The 13,571-nt window shown below is 53.5% G+C and carries 14 protein-coding genes and 1 tRNA gene; 12 read left to right on the top strand and 3 right to left on the bottom strand.

Annotated elements, in window-relative coordinates:
- Positions 1-84 precede the first annotated feature (84 nt).
- Positions 85-160: transfer RNA gene (locus NA197_RS21155), tRNA-Trp, on the top strand.
- A 101-nt stretch (positions 161-261) separates the two neighbouring features.
- Here NA197_RS21155 and hdfR read toward each other — a convergent pair.
- Entirely contained in the window at positions 262-1,110 is an 849-nt protein-coding gene (gene hdfR, locus NA197_RS21150) for an HTH-type transcriptional regulator HdfR (protein ID WP_001541181.1), read from the bottom strand.
- A 106-nt stretch (positions 1,111-1,216) separates the two neighbouring features.
- Here hdfR and maoP point away from each other — a divergent pair, with 106 nt between their 5' ends.
- Complete coding sequence (gene maoP, locus NA197_RS21145; RefSeq protein ID WP_000840996.1) at positions 1,217-1,555, top strand: macrodomain Ori organization protein MaoP; 339 nt, start codon at positions 1,217-1,219, stop codon at positions 1,553-1,555.
- 24 nt (positions 1,556-1,579) lie between these two features.
- Here maoP and NA197_RS21140 read toward each other — a convergent pair whose 3' ends face one another.
- On the bottom strand, positions 1,580-3,100 hold the full coding sequence (locus NA197_RS21140; RefSeq protein WP_000050211.1) for a YifB family Mg chelatase-like AAA ATPase: 1,521 nt from the start codon (positions 3,098-3,100) through the stop codon (positions 1,580-1,582).
- Positions 3,101-3,451: 351 nt separating this feature from the next.
- Here NA197_RS21140 and ilvL point away from each other — a divergent pair, with 351 nt between their 5' ends.
- From ilvL to NA197_RS21095, 9 genes are all read left to right on the top strand, one after another.
- The gene (gene ilvL / locus NA197_RS21135) at positions 3,452-3,550 is read left to right on the top strand and encodes an ilv operon leader peptide (RefSeq protein WP_001311244.1); all 99 of its coding nucleotides are present in this window, start codon (positions 3,452-3,454) and stop codon (positions 3,548-3,550) included.
- 86 nt (positions 3,551-3,636) lie between these two features.
- Entirely contained in the window at positions 3,637-3,687 is a 51-nt protein-coding gene (gene ilvX, locus NA197_RS21130) for a peptide IlvX (RefSeq protein ID WP_192930503.1), read from the top strand.
- A gap of 2 nt (positions 3,688-3,689) precedes the next feature.
- Entirely contained in the window at positions 3,690-5,336 is a 1,647-nt protein-coding gene (ilvG, locus tag NA197_RS21125) for an acetolactate synthase 2 catalytic subunit (RefSeq protein WP_001012560.1), read from the top strand.
- Complete coding sequence (gene ilvM / locus NA197_RS21120; RefSeq protein WP_000983260.1) at positions 5,333-5,596, top strand: acetolactate synthase 2 small subunit; 264 nt, start codon at positions 5,333-5,335, stop codon at positions 5,594-5,596. The genes ilvG and ilvM overlap by 4 nt, the downstream gene beginning before the upstream one ends.
- A gap of 17 nt (positions 5,597-5,613) precedes the next feature.
- Complete coding sequence (ilvE, locus tag NA197_RS21115) at positions 5,614-6,543, top strand: branched-chain-amino-acid transaminase (RefSeq protein ID WP_000208528.1); 930 nt, start codon at positions 5,614-5,616, stop codon at positions 6,541-6,543.
- Positions 6,544-6,699: 156 nt separating this feature from the next.
- On the top strand, positions 6,700-8,550 hold the full coding sequence (ilvD, locus tag NA197_RS21110) for a dihydroxy-acid dehydratase (RefSeq protein ID WP_001127434.1): 1,851 nt from the start codon (positions 6,700-6,702) through the stop codon (positions 8,548-8,550).
- Between the two features lie 2 nt (positions 8,551-8,552).
- The gene (gene ilvA / locus NA197_RS21105; RefSeq protein ID WP_001524959.1) at positions 8,553-10,097 is read left to right on the top strand and encodes a threonine ammonia-lyase, biosynthetic; all 1,545 of its coding nucleotides are present in this window, start codon (positions 8,553-8,555) and stop codon (positions 10,095-10,097) included.
- 282 nt (positions 10,098-10,379) lie between these two features.
- Complete coding sequence (locus tag NA197_RS21100; protein ID WP_000535852.1) at positions 10,380-10,697, top strand: type II toxin-antitoxin system RelE/ParE family toxin; 318 nt, start codon at positions 10,380-10,382, stop codon at positions 10,695-10,697.
- Complete coding sequence (locus NA197_RS21095) at positions 10,694-11,035, top strand: helix-turn-helix domain-containing protein (protein WP_001583568.1); 342 nt, start codon at positions 10,694-10,696, stop codon at positions 11,033-11,035. Before NA197_RS21100 ends, NA197_RS21095 begins: the two co-directional genes overlap by 4 nt.
- Before the next feature lie 2 nt (positions 11,036-11,037).
- Here NA197_RS21095 and ilvY read toward each other — a convergent pair whose 3' ends face one another.
- A complete protein-coding gene (gene ilvY / locus NA197_RS21090) occupies positions 11,038-11,925 on the bottom strand; it encodes an HTH-type transcriptional activator IlvY (protein ID WP_000365798.1) in 888 nt (295 codons plus the stop codon).
- Between the two features lie 163 nt (positions 11,926-12,088).
- Here ilvY and ilvC point away from each other — a divergent pair, with 163 nt between their 5' ends.
- On the top strand, positions 12,089-13,564 hold the full coding sequence (gene ilvC, locus NA197_RS21085) for a ketol-acid reductoisomerase (RefSeq protein WP_023206354.1): 1,476 nt from the start codon (positions 12,089-12,091) through the stop codon (positions 13,562-13,564).
- Positions 13,565-13,571: the final 7 nt, after the last annotated feature.

Below are 13,571 nucleotides of genomic sequence, written 5' to 3'. Positions count from 1 at the left end.
GAGCGGTAGTTCAGTTGGTTAGAATACCTGCCTGTCACGCAGGGGGTCGCGGGTTCGAGTCCCGTCCGTTCCGCCACCCTAATTAGGGGCGTAGTTCAATTGGTAGAGCACCGGTCTCCAAAACCGGGTGTTGGGAGTTCGAGTCTCTCCGCCCCTGCCAGAAATAATCCTTAGCATCTGCTAAGGATTTTTTTTTGCCTAAAATTACCTGATTATCTGATCAGGTAATCGTAAGTTCCCTTCTTTTTCTTTTCATCATTTTCATTGTTCATCCAGCACATCCGTTTTTAACAGATCGCAGATCAGCGAGTATTTATCGCTGTTTTGCAGCCAAATGGCGTATAGTGGCCGTGAAAGCGTTGCGCTGTCGGCAACGGTATGTAATCCGCCCTTTTCATTTGCCCAGTTTACAGGAAGCCAGCTACAGCCATTTAATGCGCTAAGCTGCTGTCGGGCGAGTTCGGCTGAGCTGGTTGTTAATACCGGCACTTCATCTGCTGCGATCAGCCCTGTTTCATGCTGTTGGAAGTCTGGTCCCCACTCCAGCCGCAGATAATTGAGTTCTGATTTCTTACGGGCAGGGCTGCTGCAATATAACGCCAAAGTGAAGTGCCCTAACAGCTGACTGCTGAACTCATCCATTTTGGGCGCTTCGGTAGTAATGAGGAGATCAAGCTGGCGTTCATGAAGTTGCTTCACAAGCGATTGCCGTTGAGCGATTCTGGCTTCGAACTGCAGGCCGCTTTGCGGCTCCTGTAGTTGGTACAGTCGACCCAGCCAGGCGTTAAGCATACACTCCCATAAAGACGCGCTGGCGCCGATGGAAAACTCGTTATGGCGTGAGGTATGCGCCACCTCTTTACGTGCCGCCTGCCACGTATTCATCAGCGTTTCCGCATACGGTAAAAGTTTTTCGCCAGCCGTGGTTAAACGGATATTGTTTCTGTGCCGCGTAAAAAGGTTTACGCCCAGTTGATTCTCCAGTTGCCTGATACGAAAGCTCACCGCGGATTGCGTCAGGTAAAGTGCTTCTGCGGCCCGCCCGAAATGGCGTGTCCGGCTAACTTCCAGGAAAGTTTTTAACAATTCCGTATCCACTGTGCTCTCCACAAAATTATTTGTCGTTATGATTTAAATGTTTTGTTTTACACTCTGTCAAGCGTAACTAATACTCCGCGCCATAAATAGCTCAGACAAAGAATTAGGAGCGTGCAGGATGGCGGAAAGCTTTACGACGACTAATCGATATTTTGACAATAAACATTATCCACGTGGATTCTCTCGTCACGGTGATTTCACGATTAAAGAGGCACAGCTGCTTGAGCGTCATGGTCATGCCTTTAATGATCTGGATCTTGGCAAGCGTGAGCCTGTGACTGAAGAAGAGAAGCTGTTTGTAGCGGTATGTCGCGGTGAACGCGAGCCGGTAACGGATGCAGAACGCGTCTGGTCCAAGTATATGACGCGTATCAAGCGTCCAAAACGCTTCCACACCTTGTCTGGCGGCAAGCCGCAAGTTGAAGGCGCAGAAGACTACACCGAAGCTGATGATTAATAAAAAGGGCGTAATGCCCTTTTTTTACGCCAACAGCTTTTGCAAATGAATTAACAACCTGTCTATCGCCCGATAGCTTACCGCTTCCTGCAAATGCTGACGTGAGATCTGGTCAGCCAGTTCTATGTCGGCAATGGTTCTGGCCACTTTTAGTAAACGCTGCCAGGCGCGAATGGATAATCCAAGATGCACCAGCGTGTCTTCAAGCCAGCGGGCGTCATCGTGCTGCAAAACACAATATTTTTGGATTTCGCGACCCTCCAGACGCGCGTTTAACTTCTTCTGCCGTCGGTACTGCCGTTCATGGGCGGCGATGACCCGCTTTTTTACCGTAGCGCTGCTCTCACCCTTTGAGGCGTGTTGGCTAAGAATCCCGGGCGGAGGAAGCGGTATCTCAAGAGAAAGGTCAAAACGATCAAGAAACGGGCCTGACAACCGATTAAGGTAACGTAGTGTCTGTTCTGGCGTGCAGCGATTATGGTTTCCCTGATAATGTCCGGTCGGGCTGGGATTCATTGCGGCGATTAACTGGAACCTGGCAGGGTACGTTATTTTCGCTCTGGTACGGGATAAATGAATTTGACCGGATTCTATAGGTTCACGTAGCGCATCCAGTGTGCGTCGTTCAAATTCAGGCAATTCATCAAGGAACAAAATTCCGTTGTGCGCCAGCGATATCTCTCCCGGGGCGGGTATTGCGCCGCCGCCGACCATAGCAGTAAGTGAGGCGCTATGATGAGGTGAGCGAAAGGGGCGTTGCTGCCATCGTTTTTGTACCGTATCGGCATTAACCAGACTGAGGATCGCGGCGCTTTCCAACGCCTCTTCATTGCTTAATGGTGGAAGAATCCCGCTCAGTCGACTGGCCAGCATGGTTTTACCCGTACCCGGCGGGCCGATCAATAGCAGATTATGCCCCCCTGCCGCTGTAATCTCCAGGCCGCGTTTACCCTGCTCCTGACCGATCACATCGCGAAGATCGGCAGTTGCGGTAGGCGATGCCATATCCTGAGCTAAAGGTCTTTCCAGGGCGTGTTTCCCTTCCAGAAAGGCGCAGACGGTTTGTAGATGATCGGCGATAAAACAACCTTCTTTGCTGATAAGCCCAACCTCCGCCGCGTTCTCTGTTGCGACGATAATATTTCTGCCGGCCTTGATGGCTTCCGTTGCACTTGATATTGCGCCAGGAACGCCGCGTAATGCGCCTGTAAGCGCTAACTCACCCACCAGCTCATATGCCTCAAGATTCGACGCTGTAAGCTGCTCAGACGCGGCCAGAAGCGCAACAGCAATAGGCAGGTCATACCTTCCGCCCTCTTTCGGTAGATCGGCTGGAGCAAGGTTAATGGTTATTTTTTTAGCCGGAAATTCATATCCGCTATTAATAATCGCACTACGTACCCGGTCACGCGCCTCTTTTACCGTGGTTTCCGGTAGGCCAACCATGGTTAATCCCGGTAAACCATTACTGATATGCACCTCTATAGTGATAGGCGGCGCATTGACGCCAAGTGCGGCGCGGGTATGAACAATCGCCAGTGACATAATCCCTCCTGTTACGCGGATTATGCGGAATAGAAGAGAAAATCGAATTACTGACTTTTTGTTTTTTAGCGGCTGATTCCTGAATTTTGGCGTCATTTTCAGGTAAGAAACATCAAACTGGAAGAACGCTCGCAGAAGCGAAAAGAAGGAAAACAGGGTGTAGAGTGCGCCAAAAGGGGGAGGAAAACGTGAAAATTTTTCAGTTGCTAATTTTTCTTATAAAAAACAAAGCCCTTTTAGGCATTCACCTGCATTATCTGAAACGTGGTTAAAAAAATATCTTGTGCTATTGGCAAAACCTATGGTAACTCTTTAGGTATTCCTTCGAACAAGATGCAAGAATAGACAAAAATGACAGCCCTTCTACGAGTGATTAGCCTGGTCGTGATTAGCGTGGTGGTGATTATTATCCCACCGTGCGGGGCTGCACTTGGACGAGGAAAGGCTTAGAAATCAAGCCTTAACGAACTAAGACCCCCGCACCGAAAGGTCCGGGGGTTTTTTTTGGCCTGAAAAACTTAAGCGAGGAGCAGAGCGTGAATAACAGCATAAAATTCTGTTTCTCAAGATTTACGACGGGGATGTAACTATGAACGGGGCACAGTGGGTGGTACATGCTTTGCGAGCGCAGGGGGTGAAAACCGTATTTGGTTATCCTGGCGGCGCAATTATGCCGGTTTACGACGCGTTGTATGACGGTGGTGTGGAGCATTTGTTGTGCCGACACGAGCAGGGTGCCGCAATGGCGGCAATCGGTTATGCCCGTTCTACCGGCAAAACCGGTGTTTGTATCGCCACTTCCGGCCCTGGCGCCACTAACCTGATCACTGGCCTGGCGGATGCGTTGTTAGATTCGGTCCCCGTCGTCGCGATCACGGGTCAGGTGTCCGCCCCGTTCATCGGCACCGATGCGTTCCAGGAGGTGGATGTGTTAGGGCTGTCGCTGGCCTGTACCAAACACAGCTTCCTGGTGCAGTCGCTGGCAGAGTTGCCGCGCATCATGGCGGAGGCTTTTGAAGTCGCCAACGCTGGCCGTCCTGGCCCGGTTCTGGTGGATATCCCGAAAGATATCCAGTTGGCCAGCGGTGAGCTGGAACCCTGGTTTACTACCGTTGATAACGAAGCGACTTTCCCGCAGGCTGATGTTGAACAGGCGCGCCAGATGCTGGAACAGGCGAAAAAACCCATGCTGTACGTCGGCGGTGGTGTTGGTATGGCGAAGGCGGTTCCGGCGCTGCGTAAATTTATCGCGGTAACGCAAATGCCAGTTACCTGCACGCTGAAAGGTCTGGGGGCTGTTGAAGCTGATTATCCGTACTATCTGGGCATGCTGGGAATGCACGGTACTAAAGCGGCTAATTTCGCGGTGCAAGAGTGTGATTTACTGATCGCAGTGGGTGCACGTTTTGATGACCGGGTGACCGGTAAGCTGAATACGTTTGCGCCTAACGCCAGCGTAATCCATATGGATATCGACCCGGCGGAAATGAACAAACTGCGTCAGGCACACGTCGCGTTGCAGGGCGATTTAAATTCGCTGTTGCCGGCATTACAGCAACCGCTGAAGATCGACGCATGGCGTCAGTCCTGTGCAGAGCTGCGCGCAGAACACGCCTGGCGCTATGACCATCCTGGCGAGACTATCTATGCGCCGTTGTTGTTGAAGCAATTGTCGGAACGCAAACCCGCAGACAGTGTGGTGACGACGGATGTGGGGCAGCATCAGATGTGGTCAGCCCAGCATATGACTTACACCCGCCCGGAGAACTTCATCACTTCCAGCGGTCTGGGGACGATGGGATTCGGCTTACCGGCGGCCGTTGGCGCGCAGGTAGCGCGACCGAATGATACCGTTATCTGTATCTCCGGTGACGGCTCCTTCATGATGAATGTTCAGGAGTTGGGCACCGTAAAACGCAAGCAGTTACCGTTGAAGATAGTCTTACTCGACAACCAGCGGTTAGGGATGGTTCGACAATGGCAGCAACTGTTTTTCCAGGAGCGATATAGCGAAACCACCCTGACCGATAACCCCGATTTCCTCATGCTGGCCAGCGCCTTCGGCATTCCAGGCCAGCACATTACTCGTAAAGACCAGGTTGAAGCGGCACTCGACACGATGTTGGCAAGCGAAGGGCCGTACCTGCTTCACGTCTCAATCGACGAACTTGAAAATGTCTGGCCGTTGGTGCCGCCTGGCGCCAGTAACTCTGAAATGCTGGAGAAATTATCATGATGCAACATCAGGTCAATGTATCGGCACGCTTTAATCCAGAAACCTTAGAACGTGTTTTACGCGTGGTGCGCCATCGTGGTTTTCAGGTGTGCTCCATGAATATGGAAGCCGCGACCGATGCGCAGAATATAAATATTGAATTGACCGTTGCCAGTCCCCGGTCGGTCGACTTACTGTTTAGTCAGTTAAGTAAACTGGTAGATGTTGCGCATGTCGCAATCTGCCAGAGCGCTGCCACATCACAACAAATCCGCGCCTGAGCGCAAAAGGAAGAAAAATGACGACGAAAAAAGCTGATTACATTTGGTTCAATGGCGAGATGGTGCGCTGGGAAGACGCGAAGGTTCACGTAATGTCTCACGCGCTGCACTACGGTACGTCGGTATTTGAAGGGATTCGGTGCTACGACTCTCACAAAGGCCCGGTAGTGTTTCGTCATCGTGAACATATGCAGCGCCTGCGCGACTCAGCAAAAATTTATCGTTTTCCGGTTTCCCAGAGCATTGATGAGCTGATGGAAGCCTGCCGCGACGTAATTCGTAAAAATAATCTGACCAGCGCCTATATCCGTCCGTTGGTATTTGTCGGCGATGTCGGTATGGGCGTTAACCCGCCCCCGGGATACACCACTGACGTCATCATCGCCGCGTTCCCGTGGGGGGCATACCTGGGTGCCGAAGCGTTGGATCAGGGGATCGATGCGATGGTTTCTTCCTGGAACCGCGCTGCGCCGAACACCATTCCGACCGCCGCCAAAGCGGGCGGGAACTATCTTTCCTCACTGCTGGTGGGTAGCGAAGCGCGCCGCCACGGCTATCAGGAAGGCATCGCCCTGGATGTAAACGGCTATATCTCCGAAGGCGCAGGCGAAAACCTGTTTGAGGTAAAAGATGGCGTGCTGTTTACTCCGCCGTTTACCTCTTCCGCGCTGCCAGGCATTACTCGCGACGCGATCATCAAACTGGCGAAAGAGCTGGGTATTGAAGTGCGTGAGCAGGTGCTGTCCCGTGAATCGCTGTATCTGGCCGACGAAGTGTTTATGTCCGGAACCGCGGCAGAAATTACTCCGGTACGCAGCGTTGATGGTATCCAGGTAGGCGAAGGCCGCTGCGGTCCTGTCACCAAGCGTATCCAACAAGCCTTCTTTGGTCTCTTCACTGGAGAAACCGAGGATAAATGGGGCTGGTTGGATCCGGTAAATTCATAATAAATAAAATTAATATTTTCCCAAGATAATTTGCGTCACAGGAAGGCGGCAACGCAGCGAATCCCCAGGAGCTTACTGTAGTAAGTGACTGGAGTGAGGCAGCCAACGCACCTGTGGCGTGAAGTATGAAGGGAAAAGATGGGGAGTAAATAAAGCATGCCTAAGTACCGTTCCGCCACCACCACTCATGGTCGTAATATGGCGGGTGCCCGCGCGCTGTGGCGCGCCACCGGAATGACCGACAGTGATTTTGGCAAACCGATTATCGCCGTGGTGAACTCATTCACTCAGTTTGTGCCGGGTCACGTTCATCTGCGCGATCTCGGTAAGCTGGTCGCCGAACAGATTGAAGCTTCCGGCGGGGTGGCGAAAGAGTTCAACACTATTGCCGTGGATGACGGGATCGCCATGGGGCACGGGGGTATGCTCTATTCACTGCCGTCGCGCGAGCTGATCGCCGACTCTGTTGAGTACATGGTGAACGCTCACTGCGCTGACGCGATGGTGTGTATCTCCAACTGCGACAAAATCACCCCAGGGATGCTCATGGCCTCGCTGCGCCTGAATATTCCGGTGATCTTTGTCTCCGGCGGACCGATGGAAGCCGGGAAAACCAAGCTTTCAGACAAAATTATCAAGCTGGATCTGGTTGATGCCATGATTCAGGGCGCGGACCCGAAAGTCTCTGACGATCAAAGTAACCAGGTGGAGCGTTCCGCCTGTCCAACCTGCGGCTCCTGCTCCGGCATGTTTACCGCTAACTCCATGAATTGCCTGACCGAAGCGCTGGGCCTGTCGCAGCCGGGCAACGGTTCGCTGCTGGCGACCCATGCTGACCGGAAGCAGTTGTTCCTCAATGCCGGTAAGCGGATTGTTGAACTGACTAAACGTTACTACGAGCAAAACGACGAAAGCGCACTGCCGCGTAACATCGCCAGCAAAGCCGCGTTTGAAAACGCCATGACGCTGGATATTGCGATGGGCGGTTCGACCAATACCGTTCTGCATCTACTGGCGGCGGCGCAGGAAGCGGAAATCGACTTCACCATGAGTGATATCGACAAGCTGTCCCGCAAGGTGCCGCAGCTGTGTAAAGTGGCGCCAAGTACCCAGAAATACCATATGGAAGATGTTCACCGTGCCGGCGGTGTGCTGGGTATTTTAGGCGAGCTGGATCGCGCCGGGCTGCTGAACCGCAACGTGAAAAACGTATTAGGCCTGACGCTGCCGCAAACGCTGGAACAGTACGACATCACGGTTACGCAGGACGAAGCGGTTAAAAAAATGTTCCGTGCTGGCCCTGCCGGTATCCGTACTACCCAGGCGTTCTCTCAGGATTGTCGCTGGGATTCGCTGGATGACGACCGCGCAGCGGGTTGCATCCGCTCGCTGGAATATGCCTATAGCAAAGACGGCGGTCTGGCGGTGCTGTATGGTAACTTCGCCGAAAACGGCTGCATCGTAAAAACCGCGGGCGTGGATGACAGCATCCTTAAATTTACCGGTCCTGCCAAAGTTTACGAAAGCCAGGACGATGCGGTAGAGGCGATTCTCGGCGGCAAAGTAGTGGAAGGCGATGTGGTCGTAATCCGCTACGAAGGGCCGAAAGGCGGGCCGGGAATGCAGGAAATGCTCTATCCGACCAGTTTCCTGAAGTCGATGGGGCTGGGCAAAGCCTGCGCGCTCATCACCGATGGGCGTTTCTCCGGCGGTACTTCGGGTCTTTCCATCGGCCACGTCTCGCCGGAAGCGGCCAGCGGCGGCACTATTGCGCTGATTGAAGATGGCGACACCATTGCGATTGATATCCCGAACCGCAGCATTCAGTTGCAGTTGAGCGAGGCTGAAATCGCCGCACGCCGCGAGGCGCAGGAAGCTCGCGGCGATAAAGCCTGGACGCCGAAAAATCGTCAGCGTCAGGTTTCGTTTGCCCTGCGTGCCTACGCCAGCCTGGCGACCAGCGCCGATAAAGGCGCGGTGCGCGATAAATCGAAACTGGGAGGTTGATGATGGCGGAATCTCAACCTCTGTCAGTCGCGCCGGAAGGGGCGGAGTATCTGCGCGCGGTGCTACGCGCGCCAGTATACGAAGCGGCGCAGGTGACGCCGCTGCAAAAAATGGAAAAGCTCTCGTCACGTCTGGACAACGTTATTCTCGTCAAACGCGAAGACCGGCAGCCGGTACATAGCTTTAAGCTGCGCGGCGCTTACGCGATGATGGCCGGATTGACCGAAGAACAAAAAGCCCACGGCGTGATTACCGCGTCGGCGGGGAACCATGCACAGGGCGTGGCGTTCTCCTCCGCGCGGCTTGGCGTGAAGTCTCTGATCGTCATGCCAAAAGCAACGGCGGATATTAAAGTCGATGCGGTACGCGGTTTTGGCGGCGAAGTGCTGTTGCACGGCGCTAATTTTGATGAAGCGAAAGCGAAAGCTATTGAACTGGCGCAGCAGCAGGGGTTTACCTGGGTGCCGCCGTTTGATCACCCAATGGTGATCGCCGGGCAGGGCACGCTGGCGCTGGAACTGCTTCAGCAGGATTCGCATCTCGATCGTGTCTTTGTGCCGGTTGGCGGCGGCGGCCTGGCGGCGGGCGTAGCGGTACTGATCAAACAATTGATGCCGCAAATCAAAGTGATTGCCGTCGAAGCGGAGGATTCTGCCTGCCTGAAAGCGGCGTTGGAAGCCGGTCATCCAGTGGATCTCCCGCGCGTTGGGTTATTTGCTGAAGGCGTGGCGGTAAAACGCATCGGCGACGAAACGTTCCGGCTGTGTCAGGAATACCTTGATGATATTGTCACCGTGGATAGCGACGCTATCTGCGCGGCGATGAAAGATCTGTTTGAAGACGTGCGCGCGGTGGCGGAGCCGTCCGGCGCGCTGGCGCTGGCGGGGATGAAAAAATATATCGCCCAGCACAATATTCGCGGCGAACGCCTGGCGCACGTCCTTTCCGGCGCCAACGTCAACTTCCACGGCTTGCGCTATGTGTCTGAACGCTGCGAGCTGGGGGAACAGCGCGAAGCGTTACTGGCGGTGACCATTCCGGAAGAAAAGGGGAGCTTCCTCAAATTCTGTCAGTTGCTTGGCGGGCGTATGGTCACCGAATTTAACTACCGTTTTGCCGACGCGAAAAATGCCTGTATTTTTGTCGGCGTACGCGTCAGTCAGGGGCTGGAGGAACGAAAAGAGATTATCACCCAACTGTGCGACGGCGGTTATAGCGTAGTGGATCTCTCCGACGATGAAATGGCGAAGCTGCATGTGCGCTATATGGTCGGCGGGCGCCCCTCCAAGCCATTACAGGAGCGTTTGTATAGTTTCGAATTTCCGGAGTCGCCCGGCGCGTTGCTCAAATTCCTGCATACGCTTGGCACGCACTGGAATATTTCGCTATTCCATTACCGCAGCCACGGTACCGATTATGGCCGCGTGCTGGCGGCGTTCGAGTTAGGCGATCATGAGCCGGATTTCGAAACCCGGCTGCATGAGCTGGGCTATGAATGCCATGATGAGAGCAATAACCCGGCGTTTCGGTTCTTTCTGGCGGGTTAATTCAGCGTTTAGTTTTTCGGGCCCACAAAGTAAAGTGGGCCTGATATCCAGATATTATCTTCCCTCAGTTATTGGGCTTTCCTGCCAGCCCGGAGCATCCACTCATTTCATTTTGCGAGACGTTTTCCAGAAGGCGCCCAATCTGCTTGTGGTGAACCTCGGCTCACCATATCGTTAGCACCGCCATCACTTGCACCTGTTAAAAGCAATGTATAAAATTTTATACACAAGGATGTTATGTTACTCACCCGAGCTCTCTCCAATGAAAAAGAAATTCGATGGGTGGGATCTTCTCTGGAGGATCTCCTGGCTTTTCCCATAACGGTACGTAAAGCAGTCGGTTATCAGCTTCACAAAATTCAGTATGGAATTGAACCCGATGACTGGAAACCGTTTTCAGAAATTGGGGCTGGGGTAAATGAAATTCGGATTCGTGACAACAATGGTATCTATCGCGTTATGTATGTCGCTAAGTTTGAAGAAGCACTCTACGTTTTGCATAGTTTCCAAAAACAGACGCAACAAACCAGTCAGCACGATAAAAACATCGCCAGAACGCGTTATAACCGGGTGGTGCAACAACGGAGAAACAGCTTATGATTGCCAAAACTGATAGTGATATTCGCCATGTGACGCCATCTGGCGGTAATGTTTTTGCTGATTTGGGGTTTCATAAGCAGGACGCAGAAAAGTTTTACGCTGATTCCCTGAGTGAAATCGAAAACACGTTAGCCATTAAAGAACAGCTTATGGAAGAAATTACCCTCTGGATTACGCGAAACCAGATGAAGCAAGCCGAGGTTGCTACAGTTTTGCATATATCCCGACCGCGCGTTTCGGATGTCGTCAACAAGAAATGCAGCAAATTCACCATTGATGCTCTGGTGAATATGCTTAGCCGTATTGGGAAGCCTGTTCGGGTAACGGTAGGGCCGTAAAACTAATTCGGTAAAATCTTCCAGAACGCATCAATTAGCGGCTCATGCAGCCGCTTTTTTTGCGCGCAGACGCCAAGCTCAAACGGCGTTTTTTCATCGCTGCGTTCTAAAATCATTACGCGATTACGCACCGGCTCCGGGCTGTTTTCCAGCACCACTTCCGGCAGCAGCGCCACGCCGCAGCCCAGCGCCACCATTGAGACCATCGCTTCGTGACCGCCGACGGTGGCGTAAATTTGCGGATTGCTGATTTTATGCCGGCGGAACCATAGCTCAATGCGACGGCGTACCGGCCCCTGGTCGGCCATGATAAACGGCACCGTCGACCAGTCGGGCTTATCAACCGAAACCTGATTACGCACCGGGCAGGGCAGTGCCGGGGCGATCAGCACCACCGCCAGATTTTCCAGCATCGAAAACGCCACCGCGCCGGGCAGCGTTTCTGGTTTGCCGGCGATTGCCAGGTCCGCTTCTCCCGTTACCACCTTTTCCATCGCATCGGCAGCATCTCCGGTCGTCAATTTGATTTCAACAGAAGGGTGTTCGGCGCGAAAACGGTCGAGGATCGGCGGCAGATGACTGTATGCCGCGGTCACCGAGCAGAAAATATGCAGTTCGCCGGAAAGGGACGGCCCCTGCTGATCGAGGGTATGGCGCAACTGCTGATATTGCAAAAGTGTCTGTTGGGCAAACACTCGCAGCTCTTCACCCGCTTCGGTCAGCGTGACCGTACGGTTATCGCGCACAAACAGCGGCTGGCCGAGGTCTTCTTCCAGCCGCTGAATCTGTCGGGAAAGGGTGGAAGGACTGACATGCATCGCCCGCGCGCTGCGGCCAAAATGGCGGCTTTCCGCCAGATGCAGGAAGGTTTTTAGATCGCGTAAATCCACAGACAGACCTCCGGTTTTTGACGTTGCATAAACCGCAACATAACGTTGTGAATATATCAATTTCCGCAATAAATTTCCTGTTGTAATGTGGGTTCATTCGCACAGATAGCAATCTGTAAACCGAACAATAAGCGCGACACACAACATCACGGAGTACACCATCATGGCTAACTACTTTAATACACTGAACCTGCGCCAGCAGCTGGCGCAGCTGGGTAAATGCCGCTTTATGGGCCGCGACGAATTCGCCGACGGCGCGAGCTACCTTCAGGGTAAAAAAGTGGTCATCGTCGGCTGTGGCGCTCAGGGGCTGAACCAGGGCCTGAACATGCGTGATTCCGGTCTGGATATCTCCTACGCCCTGCGTAAAGAAGCGATTGCTGAGAAGCGTGCCTCCTGGCGTAAAGCGACCGAAAACGGCTTCAAAGTGGGTACCTACGAAGAGCTGATTCCGCAGGCTGACCTGGTGGTTAACCTGACGCCAGACAAACAGCATTCCGACGTGGTGCGCTCCGTACAGCCGCTGATGAAAGACGGCGCGGCGCTGGGCTACTCCCACGGCTTCAATATCGTGGAAGTGGGCGAGCAGATCCGTAAAGACATCACCGTAGTGATGGTAGCGCCGAAGTGTCCGGGCACCGAAGTGCGCGAAGAGTACAAACGTGGTTTCGGCGTGCCGACGCTGATCGCCGTTCACCCGGAAAACGACCCGAAAGGCGAAGGCATGGCGATTGCGAAAGCCTGGGCTGCGGCCACCGGCGGTCACCGTGCGGGCGTACTGGAATCTTCTTTCGTTGCGGAAGTGAAATCTGACCTGATGGGCGAGCAGACTATTCTGTGCGGTATGCTGCAGGCCGGTTCTCTGCTGTGTTTCGACAAGCTGGTGGCAGAAGGCACCGACCCGGCATACGCGGAAAAACTGATTCAGTTCGGCTGGGAAACCATCACCGAAGCGCTGAAGCAGGGCGGCATCACCCTGATGATGGACCGTCTGTCTAACCCGGCAAAACTGCGTGCTTACGCGCTGTCTGAGCAGCTGAAAGAGATCATGGCGCCGCTGTTCCAGAAACACATGGACGACATCATCTCTGGCGAATTCTCTTCCGGCATGATGGCTGACTGGGCCAACGACGATAAGAAACTGCTGACCTGGCGTGAAGAGACCGGCAAAACCGCGTTCGAAACCGCACCACAGTATGAAGGTAAAATCGGCGAGCAGGAGTACTTCGATAAAGGCGTGCTGATGATCGCGATGGTGAAAGCGGGCGTTGAGCTGGCGTTCGAAACCATGGTCGATTCCGGCATCATCGAAGAATCCGCTTACTACGAATCACTGCACGAACTGCCGCTGATTGCCAACACTATCGCTCGTAAGCGCCTGTACGAAATGAACGTGGTTATCTCCGATACCGCAGAATACGGTAACTACCTGTTCTCTTACGCTTGCGTACCGCTGCTGAAACCGTTTATGGCGGAATTGCAACCGGGCGATCTGGGTAGTGCTATCCCGGAAGGCGCGGTAGACAACGCACAGCTTCGCGACGTGAACGACGCGATTCGTAGCCATGCGATTGAGCAGGTAGGTAAGAAACTGCGCGGCTATATGACGGATATGAAGCGTATTGCGGTAGCGGGTTGATATACCT

Source organism: Salmonella sp. NW884 (assembly GCF_051700745.1).
In the GTDB taxonomy this organism is placed as follows: Bacteria; Pseudomonadota; Gammaproteobacteria; order Enterobacterales; family Enterobacteriaceae; genus Salmonella; species Salmonella enterica.
The sequence above is the reverse complement of the archived record's forward strand: the minus strand, read 5'-3'. Positions and strand labels throughout refer to the sequence as shown.